This is a genomic window from Pseudomonas sp. SDO5532_S415 (genome assembly GCF_054071155.1).
Genome location: NZ_JBSVWS010000005.1, coordinates 63,906 through 90,342, shown reverse-complemented (window position 1 = coordinate 90,342; position 26,437 = coordinate 63,906). Strand labels below are relative to the sequence as shown.

Here is a 26,437-nt window from a genome sequence, read left to right as displayed (position 1 = left end):
TCACATCCCACACGAGGCTCCTGCCTCGACTTCGCGCCATCCTAACGCGCCCGCGACGTTTGATGCAGCCCCTTTCCCGTCAGCGGGATAGACGGTGAGGGCGAAACCCACTCTAATTAGCTTAGTGGCGAACTGACTGCTCCGTTGAGAGTCGAAGCGGGTAACTTTTTGCCTTTCCCTGTTTTATGAAGGACACCCATGTCGCTTTTTAAAATCGCCTCCATGGCCGCTATCGCCCTCACCCTGGGTGCCTGCCAGAGCCTGTTCCAGCCCAACTATCGAGTGCCGCTGGAAACCACCCGCGATGCCAGCGAACAGCTGAAACCGGGTTGCAAGGACCAGGACTGCCCACTGGTGAATATCGACACGCTGCGATTCCCTGATGAGCCACAACTGGACGGCATCATCGAGAAACGCCTGCTGCAAATGACCCGCACCTCGCCCGACGCCCCGGTTGCGCCGACGCTGGCGGCGTATCGCGATCAGTTTTTGCGCACCGCCGGACCGCGCAACAGCAGTTATCTGCAAGCGAAAGTACGCGAGCAGCATGACGGCTTGGTGATCATCGAATTGTCCAGCTACCTGGACACCGGCGGCGCCCATGGCACGCCGGGTCGAGGTTTCATCAACTATTCACGCCAGCAGCATAAAGTGCTGACGCTGTCGGACATGCTGGTGCCGGGGCAGGAAGATGCCTTCTGGAAAGCGGCGCAGGTGGCGCACAACAGCTGGCTGATCAGCACCAAGCTCGATCAGGAACCGGAGTTCGTGAAGAGCTGGCCATTCCAGAAAACCCAGAACGTGGCGCTGACCTATGGCGGGGTGATCCTCAAGTACGAAACCAGCAGCATCGCGCCTTACGCGCTGGGCCATGTCGAGCTGAAGATCCCCTACCCTCGCCTGAACGGCATCATCAAGCCCGAGCTGTTTCCCGGCCGTAACTGAAGGCACGACCCAGCACAAGCTGCAGCAGCCCTGCCAGGATCAGCGCCGGCAGGGTTGCACCGACATCCGGATACAGATTGGCCAGCAGATGATAGGTACTGATCCCGCCCAGCCAGGCGAGCAGTGCCGGCCAGCGCAACGCGGCTGACGCCACTTGGCCACTGCGTTTGCGCAGGATGAAGTGATCCACCAGCACGACGCCGAACAGCGGCGCGAACACCGAACCGATCAACAACAGGAAGTTCTGGTACTGGGCCAAAGGCGCCAGCAAGGCGATCAAGGTGCAGACCACACCGATAGCCAGCGCCAGGTGTTCGACCTTCAAGCGCAACAGAATCCCGCTGGACACCGCAGCCGAGTGAATATCGGCAAAGGCGTTTTCCGATTCATCCAGCAGAATCAGCAGCAGCGGAATTCCCAGGCCGGCACCGGCCAACGCCAACAGCAAGGCATTGACTTCACCGCTCGGCGCAAACGCCAGGGTGTAGGCCACGCCCAGGCTCATCAGCCAGAAATTACCGATAAAGAAACCGATGGCGGTGCCACCGAAGACGTTTTTCGCCCGTTTGCCGAAACGCGAGTAGTCGGCAATCAGCGGCAGCCACGACAGCGGCATGGCAATGGCGATGTCAAAGCCCACGGCGAACGGCATCGAACCGTCACCGGCCTGCGCCCACAACGCCGCCAGGTCTGCCTTGGCGAACAGATTCCAGGTCAGCCAGATGCACGCGGCCAACAGCAGCCAGATGCCCCACTTGCGCAGGATCTGCCGCACGAAGGTCAACGGACCGCTGACGGCCAGCAAGGTCGCCAATGCACCGAAGAACAGCGTCCACAGCACCGGGCTGGACATCAGGCTGCCTTCGCTGAAGGCACGTGCGCCCAGCAGGCTGGCGGCATCGCGCATGACGATGATTTCGAATGAGCCCCAGCCGATCAGCTGCAGCAGGTTCAGCACCGCCGGCAGGCTCGCGCCCTTGGCACCCAGGCTGAGCTTGAGCGCAGCCATCGACGACAGGCCGGTGTCACTGCCGATCACGCCGACCGAGGCCAGCAGCAGAACGCCGACCAGCGTGCCGAGGAAAATCGCCAGCAACGAGCCCGACAGCCCCAGGCCAGGCGCAAGCAAGGCGCCAGTCTGCAGGACCATCAGGCCGATGCCGAGGGAGAACCACAGGGAAAACAGATCGCGCCCACCGAAGACTCGCTTGTCGATCGGCACCGCGATATCGGGGGAATAAGTGCTGGGTTGAATGCTCAAGGGGGTTGACTCATAGAGATGATAGCCACAAGCCGCAAGCTTCAAGCTGCAAGAAAAAGCAGGCGTTACGCGTGCTTCTAACTTGCAGCTTGCCGCTTGCCGCTTAAACCTTTTTGTAAAGCTGACTGCCTTCCTGCTTGAAGCGCTCGGCCTGTTCGGCCATGCCCTGGGCGACGTCCACGTCGACCGCTTCGATCCGTTGGTTGGCCGCGTATTCACGGACTTCCTGGGTGATTTTCATCGAGCAGAATTTCGGCCCGCACATGGAGCAGAAGTGCGCGACCTTGGCCGAATCCTTCGGCAGGGTTTCATCGTGATACGAACGAGCGGTGTCCGGATCAAGGCCCAGGTTGAACTGGTCTTCCCAACGGAATTCGAAACGCGCCTTGCTCAGGGCATTGTCGCGGATCTGCGCGCCCGGATGGCCCTTCGCCAGATCGGCGGCATGCGCGGCGATCTTGTAGGTGATGATCCCGGTCTTCACGTCATCCTTGTTCGGCAGACCCAGGTGCTCCTTGGGCGTTACGTAGCAGAGCATGGCGCAACCGAACCAGCCGATCATCGCCGCGCCGATGCCGGAGGTGATGTGGTCGTAGCCCGGCGCAATGTCGGTGGTCAGCGGGCCTAGGGTGTAGAACGGCGCCTCGTCGCAGCACTCGAGCTGCTTGTCCATGTTCTCTTTGATCAACTGCATCGGCACGTGGCCCGGGCCTTCGATCATGCATTGCACGTCGTGCTTCCAGGCGATCTTGGTCAGTTCACCGAGGGTTTCCAGTTCGCCGAACTGCGCTTCGTCGTTGGCGTCGGCAATCGAGCCCGGACGCAGGCCATCGCCCAGCGAGAAGCTGACGTCGTAGGCCTTCATGATTTCGCAGATGTCTTCGAAATGGGTGTAGAGGAAGTTCTCTTTGTGGTGCGCCAGGCACCACTTGGCCATGATCGAACCGCCACGGGAAACGATGCCGGTTACGCGCTTGGCAGTCATCGGCACGTAGCGCAGCAACACGCCGGCGTGGATGGTGAAGTAGTCGACGCCCTGCTCGGCCTGCTCGATCAGCGTGTCGCGGAACAGCTCCCAGGTCAGGTCTTCGGCCACGCCGCCGACTTTTTCCAGGGCCTGGTAGATCGGTACGGTGCCGATCGGCACCGGCGAGTTGCGGATGATCCACTCGCGGGTTTCGTGAATATGCTTGCCGGTAGACAGGTCCATGACCGTGTCCGAACCCCAACGGATACCCCAGGTCAGTTTCGCCACTTCTTCTTCGATGGACGAGCCCAGGGCGCTGTTGCCGATGTTGCCGTTGATCTTCACCAGGAAGTTACGGCCGATGATCATCGGTTCCAGTTCGGTGTGGTTGATGTTGGCCGGAATGATCGCGCGACCGCGGGCGATCTCGTCACGGACGAATTCGGGTGTAATGATTTTCGGCACGCTGGCGCCGAAACTGTGACCGGCGTGTTGCTGATCCAGCAGGCCGGCGGCGCGGGCCACTTCCAGCTTCATGTTTTCGCGGATGGCGACGTATTCCATCTCGGCGGTAATGATGCCTTTGCGCGCGTAATGCATCTGGCTGACGTTGGCCCCGGGCTTGGCGCGGCGCGGGTTGTTGACGTGAGCGAAACGCAGCTTGGTCAGCTCCGGATCGGCGAGGCGCTCCTGGCCGAAGTTCGAGCTCAGGCCGCTCAGGCGTTCGGTGTCGCCACGGGCTTCGATCCACGGCGAGCGCACGTCGGCCAGGCCTTTGCGCACGTCGATAATCACGTTGGGGTCGGTGTACGGGCCAGAGGTGTCGTACACCACCACCGGTGCGTTGACTTCACCGCCGAAGTCGGTCGGCGTCACGTCGAGGCTGATTTCACGCATCGGCACGCGGATGTCGGGACGGGTGCCCTGAACATAGATTTTTTGCGAGCGGGTAAACGGCTGAACCGACTGCTGATCGACCTTGGCCGAGTCACTCAGGTTGGTGGCGATTTTTGCTTTTATGGTCATCACGGGCTCTCCAGACAGCATCCAGGCAGTGGAATTTTGTCGGAGCGAACCTGTAACGAATGGACGCACGTGAGCTGGGTAACCAGCTGTGCTGTGCTCAGTGCTCGAGGGGTGTTCGATTGTCGAACAACATCCCGGACGAAGCACAAGAGGACTCGCCGGGTGACGAGAAATCTTGTTCCCTACGCAGGCGCTAACCTGATCAGGTTCAACGGGATCCGAAATTATTCGATCTCAGCCTCATAGCAAGGCACCCCGACAAGAACGTGGCCAGTCTAGACACAACTGATCAAGAACGCCAACACCGCTGCAAACACCATGATGAATGGCGCAATTACAGGATTGTTGCGAGGCGAGTGCGCTACTACACTCGCAACGGCCCAGCTGCGCATTGACGCTGCAGGTGCCGCGCCGTAGCCTTGGCGCTCAAATTATCAGTGTAATTTTCAGGGATCGCCTCATGCTGCGCAAACTCTCACTGGCCGTTGCCGTGTCTTGTGCGTCCAATGGAATGGCCTGGGCAGCAGAAGCGCCCTTATCGACCAAAACCGACCTGGTCAGCGTCTATCAGGAAGCGGTCGACAACAACGCCGACCTCGCCGCCGCCATTGCCCAATATGGCGCGCAAAAAGAAGTTGTGCCTCAGGCCCGTGCCGGGCTGCTGCCCAATCTCTCGGGTGGCGCCGATGTTTCCAGCGTTCGCACCTCGATCGATCAGCCTTCGGCCACCGCCAACCGCAATGCTCATTCCTACCAGGCCACCCTGGCGCAGCCGCTGTTCCGTGCCGACCGCTGGTTCCAGTTCCAGGCGGCCAAGGATGTGAACGAACAGGCCGCCCTGCAACTCTCGGCGACCGAGCAAAACCTGATCCTGCAAACTGCCGACAGCTACTTCAACGTGCTGCGCAGCCAGGACAACCTGGCTTCGACCAAGGCCGAAGAAGCGGCATTCAAGCGCCAGCTCGATCAATCCAACGAGCGCTTCGATGTCGGTCTCTCGGACAAGACCGACGTACTGAACTCACAAGCCAGCTATGACACCGCCCGGGCCAACCGCATCGTCGCGCAGCGCCAGGTGGATGATGCCTTCGAAGCCCTGGTCACCCTGACCAATCGACGGTACAACTCGATCCAGGGCATCAGCCACAATCTGCCGATCCTGCCGCCGGCACCGAATGACGCCAAGGCCTGGGTTGAAACAGCGGCCAGACAGAACCTTAATTTGCTGGCCAGCAACTACGCGGTCAGCGCCGCCGAACAAACCCTCAAACAGCGCAAGGCCGGTCATGCGCCGACCGTCGATGCCGTGGCCAGGTACGAGAAGGGCGACAACGATGCGCTGGGTTTCAGCAACCCTAGCGCCTTCGGCGTGCCGTACAAGGGTGACGTCGAACAATCGTCGATCGGACTGCAACTGAACATTCCGATCTACAGCGGCGGCCTGATCAATTCCCAGGTACGGCAGTCGTACGCCCAGCTGGACCAGACCGAGCAGCAACGCGAATCCCTGCGCCGGCAAATCGTGGAGAACACCCGCGACCTGCATCGTGCGGTGAACACCGATGTCGAGCAGGTGCAGGCGCGCAAACAGTCGATCATCTCCAACCAGAGTGCGGTGGAAGCGACCGAAATCGGTTATCAGGTGGGAACACGAAACATCGTCGACGTGCTGGATGCGCAGCGTTCGCTGTACAACTCCGTGCGTGACTACAACAACACCCGCTACGACTACATCCTCGACAACTTGCGCTTGAAACAACAGGCCGGCACGTTGAACCCGGGGGACTTGCAGGATCTGGCGCGCTGGCTCAAGCCTGACTACAACCCGGACAAGGACTTCCTGCCACCGGATCTGGCCAAGGCAGCAGCCGAACAACTCAAAGCCCGGCCTTAAAAGCAAACACTGTGGTGAGGGAGCTTGCTCCCGCGCCACAGTCAGTCGATCAACCGCCCTAACCCATCCAGCAACCGCTGCAACGCGCCCTGATTGGTGCGCATCACCCTCAAGCCCGCCTCCGCCATACGCTGCGCATCCCGTGGCAGCTCGAACAGACGCTGCACCGCCAGGGCCAATCCGTCGGCATCTTCCACTTCCTGCAACGCCCCGGCGCTGCGCAACTGCGCGGCGATTTCGAGGAAGTTGAACAGATGCGGACCACTGAGCACCGGTTTGGCCAGTGCCGCCGGTTCCAGCAGGTTATGCCCACCGTTGGGCACCAGGCTGCCGCCGACGAACGCGCTGTCGGCCAAGGCATAGAGAAATAGCAGTTCGCCCATGGTGTCGCCCAGCAGCACCGAAGTGTTGGCGGTGACTGGCTCGCCACTGGAGCGCCGGACCGTGGCAAACCCCTGTTGACGGCACAATTCGAACACCGGATTGAAGCGTTCTGGATGACGCGGCACCAGAATCAGCAAGGTATCGGGATGGCTCGCCAGCAACTGGCGATGGGCGGCCAACACCACTTCGTCTTCGCCGTCGTGCGTACTGGCGGCGATCCATACCGGGCGCTCCTGCGCCTGCCATTGCCCGCGCAACTCGGCGGCACGCTGCAACAGCTTCGGGTCGATGGTCAGATCGAACTTGATCGAACCGGTGACTTCGACGGTTTCAGCCCGCGCGCCCAACGCACGAAAACGTTGGGCCTCTGCTTCTGTCTGCACCGCGAACAAACTCATCTCGGCGAGCATCGGCCCGGTCAGCTTACTGAAGCGACCGTAGCCTTTGGCCGAGCGCTCGGACAATCGGGCATTGGCCAGGGCCACGGGAATTCCACGCTGGGCACATTGATGGATGTGGTTGGGCCAGAGCTCGGTTTCCATAATCACCGCCAGTTTCGGCCGCACCTGATCGAGGAAGCGTTTCGCCGCGCACGGCAAGTCATAAGGCAGGTAGCAGTGCTGGATGCGCGGTTCATTAGCGAACAACGCCTGGATACGCTCGGAGCCGGTAGGCGTCATGCAGGTCACGGTGATCGGCAGCTGTGGATAACGTTGCAGCAAGGCGCGAATCATCGGCGCGGCGGCAATGCTTTCGCCCACGGACACTGCGTGCACCCAGAGACCGCCCGGTTTCATCGTCGGTATCCCGTAGGAAAAACGCTCGCCAATGCGTTTGGCATAGGCCGGCGCCTTGCGCGCCCGCAGCCACAGCCGAATCGCCACCAATGGCAGCCCCAGGTAAAACAACGCGGTGTAGAGAGTTCTATTCATGGCGGCGGAGTTTATCGGTTTTTTCGCCGATCGCCTGCAAGTGCACGGCAAATCGTTCCGCCAGCCAGCGCGCCGCCGGGCCAAGTGGTTCATCGCGACGCCAGACCAGTTCCACCACCAAGGCTGGCGGGGTCCATTCGCTGCTCAGTTCGACCATCTGCCCGTGATAGGTCGGGTACTGCACCACATGGCGCGGCAGCCAGGCCCAACCGAGGCCGCGCACCAGCCATTCAGCCATCACGTAGAAACTGTCCGCACGCCAGACTTGCGGGCTGGCCGGTTCGCTGCCGGGGTAAACGCTGGACTGGGTCGACATCAGCAATTGACGATGTTGTGCCAGTTGCTGGCAATCGACTTGTGCCTGCCTGGCCAACGGATGATCAACACCACAGACGGTGACCATTTCCACACTGCCGAGCACGCGCCGCTCCAGTGCTTCGGGAATCTGATCATGAAAAAACAGCAAGCCCAGATCGGCGCGGCGCTCCACCAGCTTGCGTGCGACCTCGCCCTGGGCGGCGCTGGTCAATTGCACTTCAAGACTGGGAAAGCGCTCGGCCAGCGCCTCGAAGCTTTCGATGATCGGTTGATAAGGCATCGCCTCATCCTGGGCCAGACGCAGGCGGGCCTCCTGCCCGCGCATCATCGCCAATGCCCGGCCATTGAGGCGCTCGCACTGGCGCAGCACTTCCCGCGCCTCGTCCAGCAAGGCATTGCCGGCCTCGGTGAGTTTCGGCTGACGGCCGCTGCTGCGGTCGAACAGGCTCACGCCCAGGTCTTCCTCCAGCAACGCGATCGCACTGCTGACCGCCGATTGCGCCTTGCGCTGCTCCCGTGCCACGGCGGAAAACGACCGTTGCTCGGCCACGCTGACAAACAGGCGCAACTGCTCCAGATTCCATTGCATGTTCATGGATCAGCCCATCTTAATAGCAGATAGGTAATGACTTTACCGCATCTGAAGAGCCTCTAAAATGCCGACCTTAGAAAGCAGCACTTCACACGAGGATTGACCCATGACCGCTTACTACTACCTGGCCATAGCCATCTGCGCCGAAGTGATTGCCACTGTTTCAATGAAAGCGGTCAAGGGCTTCAGCACCCCGCTGCCACTGCTGTTGGTCATCGTCGGTTACGGCATTGCCTTCTGGATGCTGACCCTGGTGGTGCGCAGTGTGCCGGTGGGCGTGGCTTATGCGGTGTGGGCCGGCATGGGCATCGTGATGGTCAGCGTCGCGGCGCTGTTTATCTACGGGCAGAAGCTGGATGTGCCGGCGATGATGGGGATGGCGCTCATCGTATTGGGCGTCGTGGTCATCCAGCTCTTCTCCAAAACAGCCGGGCATTAAAACCCGAGCCACCCTCCCTTGTGGGAGCGAGCCTGCTCGCGAAAGCGGTGTGTCAGCAGTATAAATATCAACTGACACGCCCCTTCGCGAGCAGGCTCGCTCCCACAGGTGCAGCAGCCCTCCAATCTTCGAGTCTGTATACTGCGCCCTCGTCTTGAACACTGAGGTCGCTGCATGCCATCCGTTATTTCCACCGACGTTCTGATTGTCGGCGCTGGTGTCGCCGGCCTCTGGCTGAATGCGCGCCTGCGCCGCCAGGGTTTTTCGACCGTACTGGTGGAAAGCGCCAGCCTCGGCGGCGGGCAGAGCATGAAGTCCCAGGGCATCATCCATGGCGGCGCCAAATACGCCCTGCATGGCGCCCTGACCGGTGCCTCTGAAGCCATCGCCGATATGCCGCGTCGCTGGCGTGAGGCACTGGCCGGGGACGGCGAGCTGGACCTGTCCGGCGTGCGCCTGTTGTCCGAAGCCCATTACCTTTGGTCCCCCGGCACGATCGCCGGCAACCTCACCAGTTTCTTCGCCAGCAAAGCCGTGCGCGGTCGCGTCGATCAGGTCAAGGGCGACCAACTGCCACCGGCCCTGCAGGACAAGCGTTTCAAGGGCAAGGTTTATCGCCTGGCCGAACTGGTGATCGACGTGCCAAGCCTGGTCCAGCGCCTGGCCGACCTGGCGGGTGATGGCTTGCTCGCCGGTCAGAAAATCGAACCGCTGCTGGAGGGCGGCGTGCTCGTCGGCCTTAAAGTGGACGAGCGTGAGATCCGCGCGCAACGCATCGTCTTGAGCGCCGGCGCCGGGACGGCGGCACTGCTTGAGGCCTTGGGCCTGAGTCAGCCGGCCATGCAACGCAGGCCTTTGCACATGATCATCGCCAAGGGCCCGAGCCTCAAACCACTGTACGCCCACTGCCTGGGCGGCGGCACCAAACCACGCATTACCGTGACCACCCACCCGGCCGCCGACGGCCAGTGGGTCTGGTATCTGGGGGGCGATATCGCCGAAACCGACGGCGTGGCCCGTGAGCCCGCCGAACAAATCGCCACCGCCCAGAAAGAACTCGGCCAGTTGCTGCCCTGGATCGACTTGAGCACCGTGCAATGGGCTACCTTGCGCGTGGATCGTGCCGAGCCCCTGCAAACGGGGCTGACCCGCCCTGACAATGCGTTTCTGGCCGAGGAAGGTCGACTGCTGGTGGGCTGGCCGACCAAACTGGCACTGGCGCCGGACTTTGCCGATCGGGTGATCGCAAGCCTTGAGCGTGATGGCATTCGACCCGGCCCGACATCCGAATTGCCGCCCCTGCCAAAGCCGCCGATGGGTGTGCCTGCCTGGGAGCAACTGCTGCCATGAGCCAACCGACCCTGCACGACCTGCATCGCCCCCTTGGCAGCACCGGCCTGCTGGTATCACCCTTGGGCCTGGGCACGGTCAAACTCGGCCGTGATCAAGGGGTGAAGTACCCCAATGGATTCCAGATTCCTGACGATGACGAAGCGCGGATGCTGCTCAAACTCACGCGCGACCTGGGCATTAACCTGATCGACACCGCTCCGGCCTATGGTCGCAGCGAAGAACGCCTCGGCCCGCTGCTGCGGGGACAGCGCCAGGATTGGGTGATTGTCAGCAAGGTCGGCGAAGAATTCGCCGACGGTCAGTCTCGCCACGATTTCACGGCCGCGCATACCCGATTTTCAGTGGAGCGTAGCCTGCAACGCCTGGAGACAGATTTCATCGATCTGGTGCTGGTGCACTCCGATGGCAACGATCTGGCGATCCTCGACGATTGCGAAGTCTATGCCACCCTCGCCGCGCTCAAGGCCGAAGGCAAGATCCGCGGCTTCGGTTTTTCCGGTAAAACCGTCGAAGGCGGTTTGAAGGCTCTGGAGCAAGGTGATTGCGCGATGGTCACCTACAATCTGAACGAACAGACCGAAAAGCCCGTCATTGACTATGCTGCTGCTCACGGCAAGGCCATTCTGGTGAAAAAAGCCCTCGCCAGCGGTCACGTGTGCCTGAGCCCGGGGGTGGATCCGGTGCGCGCGAGTTTCGAGCTGTTGTTCGAACATCCGGGTGTTGCCAGTGCTATTGTCGGGACCATCAATCCGCTGCACCTCGCCCACAACGTCGCGACCGTTGCCCAGGTCCTACGTAGCAACTGATGCCGCCCCACGCGGCCTTAAGCAGGAGCCGACATGCCGCGTACGCTCATAAGAAAGAACCCGAGCAACTTCAAGACCCTGCCGTTATTCGTCGAAGCGACTCCCGAAGGCCTGAGTTATCAGAGCGTCGGGAGACCGCTCAATTTCTCCCAGATCCTCCAGCGTCGCCGCCCCGTAACGGTCGGGGACACCGAGCGGTTTGCCCTCGAACTGGCCAACCTCGGGGTTTCAGTGCGCCTGACGCTGCATTGGCAGAATCGCGACTACTGGGTGTTAGTGAGGCAACGTCGGCAGGACCGTGGCGACGTGGTGCTAAAGCTGATTTCCGGTTATGTACCGGCACATGAACTGAATCTGCCGCTGCACACCGCGATCCAGGAGATTGCCGAGGAATGCCTGCTGGAAACCCCGGAAGGCTGGCTCGGCGGGCGCTTCCACGATACCTGGCTACCGGCGCCCTACTCTTCAGCCCTGCATTACCGCGAAGCCATGCCGTTTCGCCTGACATCACTGTCCGGCTCGGCACGACCGGTGCGGTGCGCCAAACTGCCGCTGATCGAACGACCACGGGCCTATGTGCACCTGCCGACGGCGTCACTGCAACTTATCTATGATCTGCGCCTGGACGTACCCAAGGAAGCCAAATCCTTGAGTCTGTTCCATGTCGACGAACGTTTGGAGGGCGATCAATTGGTGGCCCGACTGGATCGCAAGCGCCCCGATCTATACCTGATGCCCTTGCAGGACGGCCACCCTCTGGCCGAGCTCTACACCTTGAAAAAGGATCAACTGCACCCGGCAAGTACGCGCGGCTTGTACCTGGCCGAAAGCTTTGCCCGACAAGAAGGCTGGCTGGTCAAGGATGAGCGGATTCGCTGGAAGGATTGGGTCAGGCAGCAGGGTTTGACCCCGCCGGGGAAGGATTCAGGTCTGGCGCTGTTACGCGGAAAGGCGAAACAGCTGCTGAAGAAGATTGTGCCGCGCAAGGCGGCACGATAAGCAGGTAGGACGCTGTTGTGGCGAGGGAGCTTGCTCCCGTGGGGCTGCGAAGCGGCCCTGAAACTTGCAACCGCGATGTGCCAGGCACACCGCATGCAATGGATCTACGACTGCTTCGCAGCCGAACGGGAGCAAGCTCCCTCGCCACATTGACCACACACTATTCGGACTTGCGGATCTTCTCGACGATCGCGGTCGTTGAGCTGTTTTCCACCAAACCCAGCACTTTCACCGTCCCGCCGTAAGCGGTCACGATGTCTGCGCCGACGACTTGATCGATCCCGTAGTCCCCGCCCTTGACCAGCACGTCCGGCTTGACCTCGCGCAGCAGGTTTTCCGGGGTGCCTTCCGGGAAGCTGATCACCCAGTCCACCGCGCCCAGACCGGCCAGCACGGCCATGCGCCGGTCGACACTGTTGATCGGCCGACCCGGCCCTTTCAGGCGGCTGACCGACGCATCGTCATTGACCGCGACGATCAGACGATCGCCTTGCGCCCGCGCCTGCTCAAGGTATGTCACGTGACCGGCGTGCAGGATGTCGAAGCAGCCGTTGGTGAAGACAATCTTCTCGTTGTGCGCACGGGCATCGTCGACAGCCAGCAGCAGTTGTTCGAGACCCAGCACGCCGCGCTCCGAACCTTCTTCACGCTGAATGGCACGACGCAACTCCGGCGCGCTGATGGCCGCCGTACCGAGTTTGCCGACCACGATGCCCGCCGCCAGGTTGGCCAGGCCGACCGCGTGAGGCAGCTCCTCGCCTGCGGCAATCGCCGCCGCCAGGGTAGAAATCACCGTGTCGCCGGCACCGGTCACGTCGAACACTTCACGGGCGCGGGCCGGCAGGTGCAGCGCCGGATGATCCGGGCGCAACAGGGTCATGCCGTGTTCGCCACGGGTCACCAGCAAGGCCCCAAGCTCCAGGTCGTGCATCAACTGCGCGCCCTTGCTCACCAATTCGTGCTCATCGGCACAACCACCGACGATGGTTTCGAATTCGCTGAGGTTCGGCGTAATCAGGCTCGCACCGCGGTAGATCGAGAAATCCTTGCCCTTGGGATCGGCCAGTACCGGAATACCTCGGGCACGGGCGGCCTGGATCAAGACCTGGTGATTTTTCAGCGCGCCTTTGCCGTAGTCGGACAGCACCAGCACCTTGATGCCTTCGAGCAACTCGTCGACTTGCGCCGCCAGTTCGAGCGCGTCGGTGGCGAACGGCTCTTCAAAGTCAATACGCAGCAGTTGCTGGTGACGACTCATGACCCGCAGCTTGACGATGGTCGGCTGGTGCGCAACGCGCTGAAAGAGCGCCCGCACACCGGCACCCTTGAGGCTATTGGCCAGACTGTCGGCGGCTTCATCGTCGCCGGTCACGCCAACCAGCGAGGCTGGGGCGCCGAGGGCGGCAATGTTCAACGCAACGTTGGCGGCACCGCCCGGGCGGTCCTCGATGTGATCGACCTTGACTACCGGTACCGGCGCCTCAGGGGAAATCCGTGAGGTACCACCATGCCAGTAACGGTCGAGCATGACATCGCCGACCACCAAGACAGGGGCTTGATCGAATCGCGGCATGGACAACTTCATGGAGCAACCCACATACAAAATGAACAGGGGCGCGATATTAACACAGGGCAGGCACCCGCTTGTGCGATGGCTGCAACGGGATAAAACAGCGTAGTTTTCCGGTCAATTTTTGAGCAGAATCTCCGTCATGCGCTGGCACGCCTGCGGCATATCCAGCGTCTGGGTATCAATCTCGCACTCCGCATGCCGCGGGGCTTCATATGGGCTATCGACGCCCGTGAAGTCCTTGATCCGTCCTTGCCGGGCCGCCAGGTACAAGCCTTTGGGGTCGCGCTGTGCGCAAACCGCGAACGGCGTGCTCACATACACTTCAATGAAATCGCCCTCGGCGAACAGCCGCCGCGCCGCCTCACGCTCGACCCGGAACGGCGAGATCGCCGCCACAATTACAATCAGGCCGGCTTCCACCATCAGTCGCGCCACCTCGGCCATACGCCGGATGTTTTCCCGACGACAGTCGGCCTCCATGCCCAGATCACGGCAAAGACCGGCTCGCAGGTTGTCGCCATCAAGCACAAAGGTGTGCAGTCCACGTTGATTGAGTTGCAGCTCCAGGGCATTGGCCAGGGTCGATTTGCCCGCCCCCGACAACCCTGTCAGCCAAAGACACCGCGGACGTTGCGACTTGAGCGCGGCACGTTCGGCGCTCGACAGCGATAGTGCATAGGGCCTGATCCCCGGATCCGGTATCGGCAGCACTTCATTCATAACCGAGCAACTCGTAATCACGCTGGTATACCCGACGAACCAGACGACGGGTTCGCGTCGAACAGAATTCCCGGGCAGGACCGGGGCTTCGATGATCCGAACCATTGATATGAGGTAACGGCGTCCCGTGCCCCAACTGTTCGCACACCAGGCGGAAGTCCCGCTCCAGGTCTTCCTGATATCCAATGAAATCCAGTGCCAGATGCCCAAGGGAATCGGTGAGGAAGTCGGTCTGCGGGGCAAAATGCACTTGCTGCCGGATCGTTTCCGGGTGCAGCCAGCGCGCAACGAAATCGTCGAAGTCGCGGTAGTGGCTGACCAGCTTTTGCGCAGCCTGGTCACGCTGGCTCAATGCATTGCCCCGCAGAAAAGCGTAGGCCGAATAAGCCCTCTCCAGCGGATCGCGAACAAAGGCAAACTTGAAGCTGCTGGCAAACTGTTCGGGAAATTGCTGCTCGTACCAGTACAACGGCAGGTGTCCGGGGCTCCAGCCATCGAACAACGCAGCACAGATACTGCTGCCAGCACATTTGGGCACGTGGATGAACAGGCAGGAACGCTGCGCGAAGGGCCGTGGGTAACGCGAACTTGCCGACATCGACTTGTTCACCACCTGACGATCCACGACCGACAGCCGGCCCAGCAAGAAATGCCGTTGCGTCTTGGGCAACAGCTTCCAGAGATATCGTTGCAACATTGCAGCACCCGCGCGAAAGGGATGACCCTTACGATTGAAGTCAAAATTCGTTCAGGAACCTTAACAAGCGCGCTGCCGGGATTTATTCAGGTTTGGTCAAGAAACGTAAGGATCTGGATACAAGTCTGCGGACGCTTTGCACGTCGGCAGTGCAACAGGGTGAGCCGGGCCCACCCTGTTGTCGGGGTCAGGCGATGTCTTCGGCCGGTGTGTCCAGGCCCATCGCGTGCAGACGCGAGTAGTAGCCATTCTGCGCCAGCAACTGCGTGTGAGTGCCGCGCTCGACGATCTGTCCCTGGTCCATCACCAGAATCAGGTCGGCCTTTTCGATAGTCGACAAACGGTGGGCAATGACCAGTGTGGTGCGACCTTTCATGACCTGATCCAGTGCAGCCTGAATGTGACGCTCGGACTCGGTATCAAGTGCCGACGTTGCCTCATCGAGGATCAACAGCGGTGCATTCTTCAACAGCGCACGGGCAATCGCCAGGCGTTGACGCTGCCCGCCGGACAGCAACACGCCATTTTCACCGACCTGGGTATCCAGGCCTTCGGGCATTTGCGAGATAAAGTCCATCGCGTAGGCATCGGTGGCGGCTTTTTCGATGTCGGCGCGGGGAGCGCCAGCCAGGTCACCGTAGGCGATGTTGTTGGCAATGGTGTCGTTGAACAGGGTCACATGCTGCGTGACCTGCGCCACATGTCGACGCAGATTGCGCAGGCGATAGTCTTCGATTTCGACGTCATCGAGCAGGATTTCGCCGATGTCGTGATGATAGAAACGCGGAATCAGGCTGGCCAGGGTCGACTTGCCGCTACCGGAGCGACCGACCAGCGCGATCATTTGCCCTGGCGCCGCCGTGAAGCTGATGTTCTTCAGCACTTCACGCTCGGTCCCTGGATAAGTGAAGCTAAGGTTGCGCACCTCCAGATGTCCTTCGACGCGATCACGCTCGACCGTGCCGTTATCGACTTCAGGTTCGACGTCCAGCTGTTCGAAAATGCTTTCGGCACCGGCAACGCCTTTCTGGATGGTCGAGCTGACTTCCGACAACTGCCGGATCGGCTTGGGCAGCAAGCCCGCGGCAGTAATGTAGGCCACCAGGTCACCGGCGGTGGCATCACCGCGCAGGAACAGCACCAGGAACATCAACACCGCCATGGCGGTATAGATCACCAGCTGCAGCATGGGCGTATAGACCGCACCGGTCTTGGTCATGCGCAATTGCTTGTCGGTATTGCCCTGGCTGGCGGCGGCGAAACGGCGCTCTTCATAGCTCTCGCCGCCGAAGCTGCGCACCACGCGATAGCCCTGGATGGTCTCGGAAGCCACATGGGTCACATCGCCCATGGCCACCTGGATCTTCTTGCTCTGCTTGCGGAATTTCTTGCTGGTACTGCTCACCATGACCGCAATAAGAGGCAGGATCGCCAGCATTACCAGGGTGAGCTTCCAGTTCATCCACAGCAGGTAGGCGAACAGGAACACCACGGTCAGGCCTTCACGAATGACCACTTTAATGGCGTCCGTGGCGGCACCGGTGACCATGGTCACGTTGAAGGTGATGCGCGAAATCAGGTGCCCGGAGTTATGGGTATCGAAATAACGGTTGGGCAGTACCAGCAACTTGTTGAACAGCTCGACGCGCAAGTCATGGACCAGCCCCAACGAGACCTTCGCCAGATAGTAGTTGCCAAGAAACGAACCGAGGCCTTGCCACGCAGCGATCAGAATGATCAGCAATGGCACGGCCATCAGCAGCTGCAGGTCTTTCAGATAGGGGACATTGGGGAAGAGCACCGCTTCAGGGTTGCTCAGGCCATCGACGAAGTATTTGAGGATGCCGGCCAGCATCGGCTGCGTCGAGGCAAAAATCACAAAGCCAACGATACTGAGCGCAAACATCCCCCAGTACGGACGCACATACGACAGCAGGCGCAGGTAAATCTTCAAGCTCGACGGCGCAGGCGAATCAGGGCTAGTCATGAGAACCCGTTGTATGAGAAAAGAGCCAGCGAGTGTAACACAGGCCATTTTAGTCGCTGAGCTGCGGTAACATGGCCGGCTATCCATGCCTCATGGCGTCGAACCCCGGAGTATTGATGCAAGCGCTTGATCACACCCGATACCTTGCCCTGCGCGAGGGAGCACAAGTCCTTGAAGCGGATGGTTCGGGGGACAAGGTCTTGCGGCTGACGGATGGCTCGATCCTCAAACTGTTTCGTCGCAAGCGCCTGCTGACTTCAGCCGCCTGGTATCCGTACGCCAAAAGGTTCGCCGACAATTGCGATGCGTTGCGTGAACGGCAGATTCCCTGCCCCTCAATCCGCCAGGTCTATCGCATCCCGAGTATCGCCCGTGATGCCGTGCATTACGATCCGCTGCCGGGGCAGACCTTGCGTCAGCTGCTGGATATCCAGGGCGATGCCGATCCGCTGCGGGGTCAGCTTGGGGTTTTCATGGCCACCTTGCATGAACGCGGGATCTATTTCCGCTCGGCGCATCTGGGCAACATCGTACTCACGCCCGAACATCAGTTGGGCCTGATCGACATTGCCGATTTGCGGGTATATCGCCGTCCACTACGCAAGACCCTGCGGCTGCGCAATTTCAAACACATGGTGCGCTACCCGCAGGATCGGCAATGGTTGCTCGACAGGCGTGGAGAAGTCTTCATGCAACACTATGGCCAGACCCAGAGCATCTGTTCCCCGGAAGAACTGAACAGCGCCCTGCAAAAATGACCTACCTTCGCCTCCGGGGAGGAGGCGAAGGTCAGGTTCATGCCAGCGCGATCCGCTGCGCCTTGAGCACTCGCCCGAGGATCATTGCCCCAGGCAGCAGCACCAGCGGCCACAACTCGTCAGGGTTGCCGATCAGCAAGCTGCCATCAAAGTTCAGCATGACCAGCGCACACGCCAGGTACATGCCCCAGGCATCACGCAGACGCCAGGCCTGCCACAGCGTGGCCGCCATCAGCCCGATAAACAACACCAGAGCCACCGCGCCGCTGTACAACCCCAGTGCCACAAAGATGTTGTGCGGGTGCTGGATCGGCATCCAGCCATCGAGCAATTGATCGGTGTGGAAATTAACGCCGCAACCCAGCATCCAGCCGCAGTTCCGCCACTCGCCCACCATGATGTGGAAGAGTTCGATGCGATATGAATCGCCACGGGTCCAGAGCGACTGGAACCAGACTTCGTCGTGCACGATCAGGAGCAGCACACCGACAACCACCAGACTGATCGCCACCATGCTGCCAACCAGTCGCGGCTGGTGGTAGAGCCCATAAAGCAACCATATGCCCAGCAGAAACGCGACCCCGACAAACGCTGTACGCGTTTGCAGCACAAAGGTCACCGCAAAGAGCGAAAAGACGATGGCCAGTGCGCTTTCGATCCAGCGACGCTCCCTGAACCAGCACGGCAATGCCAGCGCCAGTGCGCACAGCAGCCAGATACTGGCGTAGATGACGTTCTGTAAGCGTGCCGGCAGCAGCGCCACCCGGCTGCCGATTGCATATTCATTGGTGAACCAACTGTAGAGGGCGCAACAGAAGATATACAACGCCAGGATCCAGAACTGCGCACGCACAAACCCTGGACTGCGGAAAAACCTTGGATCGCTGAAGGCCCCCACGACCATGACGAACATCATCACGTAGAACACATGCTTGAAAAACTGCATCTGCCCGGCAATGGCTGCCGGCACCAGAAACCACAGGATGAACGCCAGCCAGCCCAGCGCCAGCGGTTGCCTGAACAAGCCTGCGCCTCGCTCCTTGATCAGGAACACCAGGCCCGGCACGACCATCAGGCCGTAGAACAGATTGTTGGTCCACTTCGAGGACCAGCCCACCACAAAGCTCAGCAAGAACAGGCAGAGCACTGCTCCGAAATACGACGTGACGGTGATCTTTCCTGGCTTCACGCCGCTAGATCCCATGGAGCACCCAACCTGCTACAAGACCAAAAACAAGGGCCGCGATCAGTTTGAGTCGATCGAGACGTTTACGTCGCAATTTATTCACGCGCTCCTGCGGAACCACTACGTGTTCACCGAAGCCCGTGTGCAGTACCGCATCGTTTTCCAGAATCAACGCATAGCGGTTCTGCGCGGCATACAGGCGCGACAGGTCTTTTTCTCCAGAGAACGCGGAATACGGCGCATGGGCCAGGTAGTCCGCACGACGCCGCAGGCCCGGATTGAAGGAAAAGCCCTGCCAGTCTGCCTTTTGCGAGCCCAGCACATAAAAAGGAATGCCGTGGCTGACCTTGCGTTCGTTGAGGAACACATAAGGACTGTGGACCATCAGGTCGTGATTGAAGCTGCGTAGCCACACCTGAAGCGCCTGTGGATCCTCCTCCAGCAGGCACTGGGACTCTTCGATAAACCCTTCGCGATAGAAGTCCCAGTCATCCTCGCAGTGGAAAATCCACGACGTCTGCACCTGAGCATAGGCAGCATCGATGGACTTCAACTGACCCAGGCGCGGATTGTTGATGAAAAACTGGGTATGCGCCCTCCAGTGTTCCGGAATACAAGCCTCTACGGCACGGTCGCCAGAGTCTTCGGTAATGAACACTTTACGGATGGGAGCCGTGTTGAACCGGTCAAAGGTCTCCAGGGTTCGCTTCAACAGATCGAAGCGACCGCAACTGGTGATGACGACCGAAATGTCGCTAGTCTCGCTGAACAGCATGTGTTTACACCGCACCCTTGATTGTTGAATCGCCCGGCCTCACAGCCCTAGCGACACGCGTAATTTTTCTTTCCAGCTCAGTGGAGTCCGCTCGCGCAATGGTGCACGCATCGCCTCGACAATCGCATGCCCCACCGCACGGAAGGTATAACGCTGCTCTACCAGCGCTTGTCCGGCCAATGAAATGGCCTCGGTCAGTTGCGCAGATTCGCGCAGCACGGCCAGTTTTTCCCGAAGCTCGTCGCGGGTTCGATAGAGCACAACGTTGTGCATGTCGACGAAACCCAAGGCGCGATTCTCTTCTTCCCCTTGATCGTAGGCAAACAGCACACAACCACAGGCCATGGCCTCGAAATTCTTGATCATGTACTCGCCCATACCCACATCGGCACTGACGAAGTAACGGATCCGGCTCAGCGTTTCACAGTATTCCTCGCCCGATTTGGTGCGCGTGATCAACAGGTTTTCGACTTCGGCAACGGACTCGAGCATCTCCTTGCGTCCAGCATAAGCAACGCTGTTGAGACTGCCGACGAAACCCAATTCGATATCCCGTTCGCGCTGACGGTTTTGCAGCAGTGCCTGGTCGTAGCCTTTGGGCACGAAATGCGCGTCAAAGCCCTCGTCACGCAAACGCTGGCTGACCATAAAACCCGAGCTGATCACCCGCGCCCACGGCAATTTACGGTAATGCGCACTGAATTTGCCGGTGTATTTGCACGGGATGTAATTCTGATAGGCATCGTGCTCCAGAATAACCAGATTGGGCAGCGTCTGTATGAACCGCACCTGTCTGATTTCTTTTTTGAAGCGCAGGAAAAACACGATCCGGTCATAGAGGGTCACATCGACATGCTTGCGGAAATAACCGCGCAAGTCGTCCTGCTCGGCACTGGTCAGCTCACGCTTGTCGCAGTCGCACTGCTCGGCAATACCGTCATACAGTCGATCGAGGATCGCTCGTTGCTCTTTCTGCACCAGAAACAGAACTTTCAATTGGGCTCTCTCTTGCCAGTCAACTCTTGGACCCAGAACAACTCGTGGCGTCGCACTGTTTTACGGAAAAATTCGTTTTCACCAAAAGCTGGCCAGCGTCGGCCTGCGAGACAACGTTGAATGGCCCGGCGAAGAAGGCGTTTGAGGGGCAGCCGGGGCTGAAGGTCGTGCATCATGCCCAAAGACATAGCCTTGTGCCACTGCACTTCAGTCGACAAAGAAGGTGTCCATGGCCGCAAGGGCTCGACAGCATCGAACTGCGGTGGCAGCGCGACACCCGTGCCTGCATCGCCCATTGGCCAGCGATCGTTGTCGTGCAAATGATTGGCGTAATGCAACAGGATTTCTGGCTGCCAGGCTGTGCCGAGCAGCGCTTGCATCACCGCCTGCTGTGAGCATAGATGGTCCGGATGCGGATCGAAGTGCGGATGTGGCAAAACAATGACCTGGGGCTGGATGCGCTCGATCAGCTCACGCAAATCGGCCAAAAGATTGTTCCAGGACGGCACTCCATCGACATCACTGCCCAAGGTAAATGGATTGAACTTGCGAAAGTACCGGGTATCGCCAAGCTGGGCCTCGCGGGACGCCGCGGCTTCGGCCGGCGCGCCCTGCATCGCAGGCAATTGCAGACAGAAATAACCCAGCTGGATGCAACGCTCCTGAGGAACACCGCCCCACAACGGCACACTGATACTGTCCCAGGCGCGAAGTGCCCCCTTCAACCGCGACGCCTCGACACCTTCAAGCCCCATCTGCCGATAGTGCTCGGCTTCGATCTCGCCAGCGGTCAGGGTCACGATCCAGCTTTCACTCGCGCGGCTGTACAACCCGAAGGCAGCCAGTTCCGCGTCATCGGCATGGGGTGCAATGACCATCACCCGCTGACGACTGTAATCCGGATGCTCGAATGCCCATAGCACAGGTTCGCCCAACAGCCGGCAGAAACGCCCACGCAGGCGCAACTCCCCGCGCGACAACACCTGTGCCTGACCGCTGAGGTTGAGGTAACGCAGGCCGTTCACGCCACGCTCGAAGGTTTGTCGGTCCGGGTTATCACCGCCGGACATCTCGACGACCGGATCAATGAATCGCCCCAACCACGTGCTTTTGATGCGCAACGCCAACACCAGCGTCGAGTCATCAACCAGCATGACGCCATCGTCCAGCCGCAGGCGATCGCCACTCAGATGAACCTTGGGTTGCGGCGTGTAGGGCGGGAAACTGTATTGATAATCGTCTTGGGGCGAATAGAACAGGTGGTCGGCAAACCAGGCCTCATGGGCAATCCACCCCAGAGCCGCGAGTACCAGCGGCAGCCACCAGGCCACCACTACACCACTTACAACCAACAGCCCCACTGCGATCAGCAGACCGATGCGCTTGTTGCGGCGATGACGCTTGAGCAATTGCTGCTTGCGGCTCATAGGTTGACTCACACGGTGTAGACCGGCACAGGGTTGCACCAGCGATCCTTGTATTCCCGGTCGGCGCGACCGAAGGAAAAACGCAAGGGCTTGTCCAGCGCCCGGGCATGCTCCCAGGCGCTTTGGGTGTTGAGAAAACTCAGCACGCTGCCAGGGCTGAATTCGCGGGTTTCAGGGTCGACGCCGCCATTGATGTACTCGACACTGATCCACTGTGGCGTCTCGACGCGGTACACCAGCTGGATCGCAATCGGCGCATCATTGAGGAAAATCACCGAGCCGATCAGCAACTCGCGCAACAGCTCGATAACCTCGGCCATGCGCTCGGCACCTGTCGCCGGGAAACCCCAGCGGCGCAGAAACAGGTCGCAGTAAATCGCTGCCAGCTCGGCACTGGAGAACTCCGACACAGGTCGTATCAAGCCACCCGCCTCTTCCAGCAGCCTCAGTTCGCGGCGCTGGTTGTAGCGAAACTTCTTCGACAGTTCTTCGGGTGTGCGGGCCATGGCCAGTTGTTCGGCCTGCAACTTGATGCCGGTAAAACGGCTTTCGTTCAGCGCCGACAAATAACGACCGCGATGACGCAGGGGGGCCTGTGTATTTTCAGCGGCCGGCAAGATGATCTCGGCATTGCCAAGGTCGAACAGGCCTTTCTTTCCGCTGCGCTTGAGTACGTCCTTGGACAATGCAAGGTCGCGGCCCCATGTCGGAATCGCCGCCTTGATTTCGCCATTTTGCTCCCAGGCCAGGTAACGCACCGGAATATCGGCCAACTGCGCCAGGCGCTCGACCACCATTGGATGAGTCGCGACGCTGCCACCATAACGCTGCCAGGTTTCGGCATATGTAGAGGCATCGGCTACCGACCAGCCACGTTCGCGCCAGCCTTGAAATCGGTTGAGCATCAGCCCCTCGGTGCCAGTTCGATAACGTGTGGCAAATGCCAGAAAGCATCGCGTACCGCGCGGTCGGAGAAACGTTCGCGCAAGCGGTCGAGCATCAGTTCGGCGCATTGGTGACGTTGACCTTCATCCATCGCGGCCAGATGTTGCAGCCCTTGCGCCAGGTGTTCGGCATCGCCCAGCGGGAACAGAATGCCCACGCCTTCGACCACTTCTTTCGCCCCACCACACGCGGTAGCGAGCAACGGTACGCCGGCAGCCATGGCTTCGAGCAGCACCATGCCGAACGGTTCGTGATCGGAACTCAGGGCAAACACATCGAAGGCACGGAAATAACGTCGCGCCTCGGGCACCTGGCCGAGGAACAGCACGCGGTCGCCAATCCCCAGCTCGCGGGCCTGGGCCTTGAGCTCCTCCTCCAGACGACCGCTGCCGAGGATTACCAACTGGCTGTTGGCCGGCAAGCCCGGCAGCGCCGCAGCAAAACCGTCCAGCAGCGTGGCCTGGTCCTTGTCCGGATGCAGTCGCCCGACGTTGCCGACAATCCAGGCATCCGCCGCCAGGCCGAGTACTTCCCGTGCCTCGCTCGCCGACACTTGACTGTCCTGCAAGGCCTGTACATCGATGCGGTTATAGAGGGTTCGAATCCGCGCTGCCGGCCATTTCGGCAGGCAACTGCGCATGTCATCGCGCACCGCGTCGGACACCCCAAGCAGGCTCAGACGCTTGCGGAAAATATGCGCGAACAGTTTGCGCGAGCCACGTTTGTAATCGTCAAACGCGTGATGCACGCCAATCACCGGCAACGAGGTGCCGAGCAAGGCGATATAGATCGGCTTGAAGCGATGGGCGATGCAGAAACTGAAATTGCGTGAAGCGGCGATCTTGCGCAGATCGCCAATGGCTCCCAGCTTCAAGCCACGAATGGCCCTGGAGCTGTACTCCATGAACAACACTTCATCGGAGGCGCACCCCGCGGCGACTTCGGCATCGGCGACCCCGGTCAGAAAAACCGTGGTCACGCGATAGCCAGTCCCCGCGAACAGGCTGGCGTACTGCCGGGCGCAGTCCAGAAACGGGCCGTCATAGCCGTGGCAGAACTGCAGCACATGGCGTTCAGCCGAGCGTGTCATATGCGTTCGCGCCCTCTTTGACCACCAGGATGTCTTCCATGATCAGATACTGTAGATCCGAACCGAAGAACATGTTCAAGGCGTCCGTCGGAGAGCAGATCATAGGTTCGCCACGACGGTTGAGCGAAGTGTTGAGCGACACACCGTTGCCGGTCAGGACTTCCAGCGCCTTCATCATGTCGTAGTAGCGCGGGTTGTATTCGCGCTTGAGCACCTGGGCGCGGGAAGTACCGTCTTCGTGGACGACTTCCGGTACGCGGGTTTTCCACTCCTCAGCCACTTCGAAGGTGAAGGTCATGAAGGGCGCCGGGTGATCGATCTTGATCATCTGTGGCGCGACGGTGTCGAGCATCGACGGGCAGAAAGGCCTCCAGCGCTCGCGGAACTTGATCTGGTGGTTGATGCGATCGGCCACGCCGGCCACGCTCGGGCAACCGATGATCGAACGACCACCCAATGCGCGCGGACCGAACTCCATGCGGCCCTGGAACCAGGCCACCGGATTGCCGTCGACCATGATCTTGGCGATCTGCTCCGGCATGTTGTCGAGCTTGCGCCACGCAGGCTTGTTCGCATGACGGGCGCAGGCTGCGATCACGTCTTCGTTGCTGTACGAGGGGCCGAGGTAGACGTGTTCCATCTTCTCGACCGGTACGCCACGGGCGTGGGATACATAGGCGGCGGCGCCGACTGCGGTACCGGCATCGCCGGACGCAGGCTGTACGAACAGTTCCTTGATGTCGTCGCGAGCGATGATTTTCTGGTTCAGCTTGACGTTCAACGCACAGCCGCCGGCGAAGGCCAGCTTGCCGGTTTCCTTGAGCACATCGCCCAGGTAATGGTCGATCATCTGCAACGCCAGTTTCTCGAACAGTGCTTGCATGCTCGCGGCGTAGTGGATGTAAGGCTCGTCGGCGATGTCGCCTTCGCGCTTCGGACCCAGCCATTCGATCAACTTCGGCGAGAAGTAGAAACCCTTGCCCTTTTCTTTATAGCGGCGCAGGCCGATGACGTTGGCGTAATCGGTGTTGATCACCAACTCACCATTTTCGAACGAGGCCAGGCGCGAGAAATCGTACTTGCTGGCGTCGCCGTACGGCGCCATGCCCATGACCTTGAACTCACCGTCGAGCATCTCGAAACCGAGGAACTCGGTGATCGCGCCGTAGAGGCCGCCCAGGGAGTCAGGATCGAAGAACTCCTTGATCTTGTGGATCTTGCCGTTTTCGCCGTAACCGAAGAAGGTCGTGGCGTACTCACCCTTGCCGTCGATCCCGAGGATCGCGGTTTTCTCTTTGAAACCGGAGCAGTGGTAGGCGCTGGAGGCGTGGGCCAGGTGATGCTCGACCGGCTCGATCTTGATTTTCTTTGGATCGAAGCCCAGTTGCTCGAGGCACCAGACAATCTTGTTGCGATAGCGCTTGTAGCGACGGTTGCCCATCAGGATCGCGTCGAGGGCGCGGTCCGGGGCGTACCAGTAACGCTTGGCGTAGTGCCAGCGCGCCTTGCCGAACAGGCTGATCGGAGCGAACGGGATCGCTACCACGTCAACGTCGGAAGGTTTGATACCAGCCTGTTCCAGGCAGAACTTTGCCGATTCGTAAGGCATGCGGTTCTTTGCATGTTTATCGCGTACGAAGCGCTCTTCCTCAGCCGCCGCGACCAGCTTGCCGTCGATGTACAAGGCTGCGGAAGGATCATGGCTAAGGGCGCCGGACAGGCCAAGAATCGTCAATGCCACAGGGGTCTAGCCTCTTTAGTCTGCATGCAGGCGCAGTGGCGCCTCAAAAAATGATGTGCCTTCGCAAGGAGCGCGAGGCAGCTAAAGGGCGGGATTATAGCTTAAAAGCAGCGGCAAGCCTCTAGCTGCAAACGGCAAGAAGGCGCGTGGTGCTTAAGAGGCTCCCCAGCCGCGCGCGGGCCGCCAGTAAATGAGGATGTTGCCATTCACGGTCTGCCGGTAAATCGTGTACGGCAAGACAACGGTATCCAGACCGCCAGACAAAGCCAGGTCCAGCAAAACGAGCGGTACGAGGATTCCCGTGGGATCGGGTGGCGCGTTCAGTACACAAAAATCGTAAGCCAGGCCGCTGTAGACCCGCGGGATGGACTGACAGTAGGTTTTTTGCCGGCGGAGCCCCTGGGCGGCTTCGGCATCATCCTGCAACACCGTTGCAACGGTCCCGCAACCGGTCAAGGCCAGTGAGATTGCGCCTGATGCGACTGCCATTCTGATTGTCAAAGTCTGCCCTCCGAGAACGTCAGGCAAACTAGCATCGTGGCTGCTCAGGCCACAGTTCATGGCTTCCCAAGATTGTGTAGGAAGGTTCATAAGAGCTTGTCCCCTGATCCCTGGCGACCAATCCA

At 60.2% G+C, this 26,437-nt stretch carries 23 protein-coding genes and 1 riboswitch; of the genes, 7 read left to right on the top strand and 16 right to left on the bottom strand.

The window, feature by feature from the left end:
* Positions 1–198 precede the first annotated feature (198 nt).
* A complete protein-coding gene (locus ACW9HW_RS03615) occupies positions 199–945 on the top strand; it encodes an RsiV family protein (protein ID WP_095192159.1) in 747 nt (248 codons plus the stop codon).
* Here the strand turns inward: ACW9HW_RS03615 and cytX are convergent.
* Together cytX and thiC are read right to left on the bottom strand one after the other, a co-directional pair.
* Positions 914–2,206 carry a putative hydroxymethylpyrimidine transporter CytX gene (gene cytX, locus ACW9HW_RS03610; RefSeq protein WP_457398426.1) on the bottom strand — a complete coding sequence of 431 codons (1,293 nt, stop codon included), beginning with the start codon at positions 2,204–2,206 and terminating at the stop codon, positions 914–916. The genes ACW9HW_RS03615 and cytX overlap by 32 nt on opposite strands.
* Positions 2,207–2,309: 103 nt before the next feature.
* Entirely contained in the window at positions 2,310–4,199 is a 1,890-nt protein-coding gene (gene thiC, locus ACW9HW_RS03605; protein ID WP_457398424.1) for a phosphomethylpyrimidine synthase ThiC, read from the bottom strand.
* A gap of 162 nt (positions 4,200–4,361) precedes the next feature.
* A riboswitch (TPP riboswitch) is annotated at positions 4,362–4,467 on the bottom strand.
* A gap of 192 nt (positions 4,468–4,659) precedes the next feature.
* Here thiC and ACW9HW_RS03600 point away from each other — a divergent pair.
* Positions 4,660–6,093: a TolC family outer membrane protein gene (locus tag ACW9HW_RS03600; RefSeq protein WP_095192162.1), complete on the top strand. Its 1,434-nt coding sequence runs from the start codon at positions 4,660–4,662 to the stop codon at positions 6,091–6,093.
* A 41-nt stretch (positions 6,094–6,134) separates the two neighbouring features.
* Here the strand turns inward: ACW9HW_RS03600 and waaA are convergent, their stop codons facing one another.
* On the bottom strand, positions 6,135–7,409 hold the full coding sequence (gene waaA / locus ACW9HW_RS03595; protein WP_457398421.1) for a lipid IV(A) 3-deoxy-D-manno-octulosonic acid transferase: 1,275 nt from the start codon (positions 7,407–7,409) through the stop codon (positions 6,135–6,137).
* Positions 7,402–8,322, bottom strand: a complete 921-nt coding sequence (locus ACW9HW_RS03590; RefSeq protein WP_457398418.1) for a LysR family transcriptional regulator — start codon at positions 8,320–8,322, stop codon at positions 7,402–7,404. The genes waaA and ACW9HW_RS03590 overlap by 8 nt, the downstream gene beginning before the upstream one ends.
* Positions 8,323–8,425: 103 nt before the next feature.
* On the opposite strand from ACW9HW_RS03590, the gene ACW9HW_RS03585 reads away from it, so the two are divergent.
* From ACW9HW_RS03585 to ACW9HW_RS03570, 4 genes are all read left to right on the top strand, one after another.
* Entirely contained in the window at positions 8,426–8,758 is a 333-nt protein-coding gene (locus ACW9HW_RS03585; RefSeq protein ID WP_095192165.1) for a DMT family transporter, read from the top strand.
* Positions 8,759–8,932: 174 nt separating this feature from the next.
* Positions 8,933–10,108 carry an NAD(P)/FAD-dependent oxidoreductase gene (locus ACW9HW_RS03580; RefSeq protein ID WP_457398414.1) on the top strand — a complete coding sequence of 392 codons (1,176 nt, stop codon included), beginning with the start codon at positions 8,933–8,935 and terminating at the stop codon, positions 10,106–10,108.
* Positions 10,105–10,917, top strand: a complete 813-nt coding sequence (locus ACW9HW_RS03575; protein WP_095192167.1) for an aldo/keto reductase — start codon at positions 10,105–10,107, stop codon at positions 10,915–10,917. Before ACW9HW_RS03580 ends, ACW9HW_RS03575 begins: the two co-directional genes overlap by 4 nt.
* A gap of 33 nt (positions 10,918–10,950) precedes the next feature.
* Positions 10,951–11,916: a metal ABC transporter ATPase gene (locus ACW9HW_RS03570; RefSeq protein WP_095192168.1), complete on the top strand. Its 966-nt coding sequence runs from the start codon at positions 10,951–10,953 to the stop codon at positions 11,914–11,916.
* Positions 11,917–12,076: 160 nt separating this feature from the next.
* On the opposite strand, the gene hldE is transcribed toward ACW9HW_RS03570, so the two are convergent.
* The 4 genes from hldE to msbA all read right to left on the bottom strand — a co-directional run bounded on the left by hldE (position 12,077) and on the right by msbA (position 16,893).
* On the bottom strand, positions 12,077–13,501 hold the full coding sequence (gene hldE / locus ACW9HW_RS03565; RefSeq protein WP_095192169.1) for a bifunctional D-glycero-beta-D-manno-heptose-7-phosphate kinase/D-glycero-beta-D-manno-heptose 1-phosphate adenylyltransferase HldE: 1,425 nt from the start codon (positions 13,499–13,501) through the stop codon (positions 12,077–12,079).
* Positions 13,502–13,603: 102 nt separating this feature from the next.
* Positions 13,604–14,209 (bottom strand): adenylyl-sulfate kinase, encoded by a 606-nt coding sequence (gene cysC, locus ACW9HW_RS03560; protein ID WP_457398409.1) that lies wholly within the window; start codon positions 14,207–14,209, stop codon positions 13,604–13,606.
* Entirely contained in the window at positions 14,202–14,906 is a 705-nt protein-coding gene (locus ACW9HW_RS03555; RefSeq protein ID WP_095192171.1) for a sulfotransferase family 2 domain-containing protein, read from the bottom strand. The genes cysC and ACW9HW_RS03555 overlap by 8 nt, the downstream gene beginning before the upstream one ends.
* 187 nt (positions 14,907–15,093) lie before the next feature.
* Positions 15,094–16,893: a lipid A export permease/ATP-binding protein MsbA gene (gene msbA / locus ACW9HW_RS03550; protein WP_218274025.1), complete on the bottom strand. Its 1,800-nt coding sequence runs from the start codon at positions 16,891–16,893 to the stop codon at positions 15,094–15,096.
* Between the two features lie 116 nt (positions 16,894–17,009).
* Here msbA and ACW9HW_RS03545 point away from each other — a divergent pair, with 116 nt between their 5' ends.
* The gene (locus tag ACW9HW_RS03545; RefSeq protein ID WP_095192173.1) at positions 17,010–17,651 is read left to right on the top strand and encodes a BUD32 family EKC/KEOPS complex subunit; all 642 of its coding nucleotides are present in this window, start codon (positions 17,010–17,012) and stop codon (positions 17,649–17,651) included.
* A gap of 37 nt (positions 17,652–17,688) precedes the next feature.
* On the opposite strand, the gene ACW9HW_RS03540 is transcribed toward ACW9HW_RS03545, so the two are convergent.
* The 8 genes from ACW9HW_RS03540 to ACW9HW_RS03505 all read right to left on the bottom strand — a co-directional run bounded on the left by ACW9HW_RS03540 (position 17,689) and on the right by ACW9HW_RS03505 (position 26,312).
* Entirely contained in the window at positions 17,689–18,855 is a 1,167-nt protein-coding gene (locus ACW9HW_RS03540; protein ID WP_457398405.1) for an O-antigen ligase domain-containing protein, read from the bottom strand.
* On the bottom strand, positions 18,845–19,612 hold the full coding sequence (locus tag ACW9HW_RS03535) for a glycosyltransferase family A protein (RefSeq protein WP_137804190.1): 768 nt from the start codon (positions 19,610–19,612) through the stop codon (positions 18,845–18,847). The genes ACW9HW_RS03540 and ACW9HW_RS03535 overlap by 11 nt, the downstream gene beginning before the upstream one ends.
* Positions 19,613–19,651: 39 nt before the next feature.
* Complete coding sequence (locus ACW9HW_RS03530; RefSeq protein ID WP_457398402.1) at positions 19,652–20,608, bottom strand: glycosyltransferase family protein; 957 nt, start codon at positions 20,606–20,608, stop codon at positions 19,652–19,654.
* Positions 20,605–22,035 (bottom strand): PIG-L deacetylase family protein, encoded by a 1,431-nt coding sequence (locus tag ACW9HW_RS03525; RefSeq protein ID WP_457398399.1) that lies wholly within the window; start codon positions 22,033–22,035, stop codon positions 20,605–20,607. The genes ACW9HW_RS03530 and ACW9HW_RS03525 overlap by 4 nt, the downstream gene beginning before the upstream one ends.
* 8 nt (positions 22,036–22,043) lie before the next feature.
* The gene (locus tag ACW9HW_RS03520) at positions 22,044–22,940 is read right to left on the bottom strand and encodes an antimicrobial resistance protein Mig-14 (protein ID WP_457398396.1); all 897 of its coding nucleotides are present in this window, start codon (positions 22,938–22,940) and stop codon (positions 22,044–22,046) included.
* Positions 22,940–24,070, bottom strand: coding sequence for a glycosyltransferase (locus tag ACW9HW_RS03515; RefSeq protein WP_457398394.1), 1,131 nt, complete (start codon positions 24,068–24,070; stop codon positions 22,940–22,942). The genes ACW9HW_RS03520 and ACW9HW_RS03515 overlap by 1 nt, the downstream gene beginning before the upstream one ends.
* Positions 24,054–25,811, bottom strand: coding sequence for a carbamoyltransferase family protein (locus ACW9HW_RS03510; protein WP_095192180.1), 1,758 nt, complete (start codon positions 25,809–25,811; stop codon positions 24,054–24,056). The genes ACW9HW_RS03515 and ACW9HW_RS03510 overlap by 17 nt, the downstream gene beginning before the upstream one ends.
* Positions 25,812–25,964: 153 nt before the next feature.
* Entirely contained in the window at positions 25,965–26,312 is a 348-nt protein-coding gene (locus ACW9HW_RS03505) for a YceK/YidQ family lipoprotein (protein ID WP_170948609.1), read from the bottom strand.
* Between the last annotated feature and the right edge of the window lie 125 nt (positions 26,313–26,437).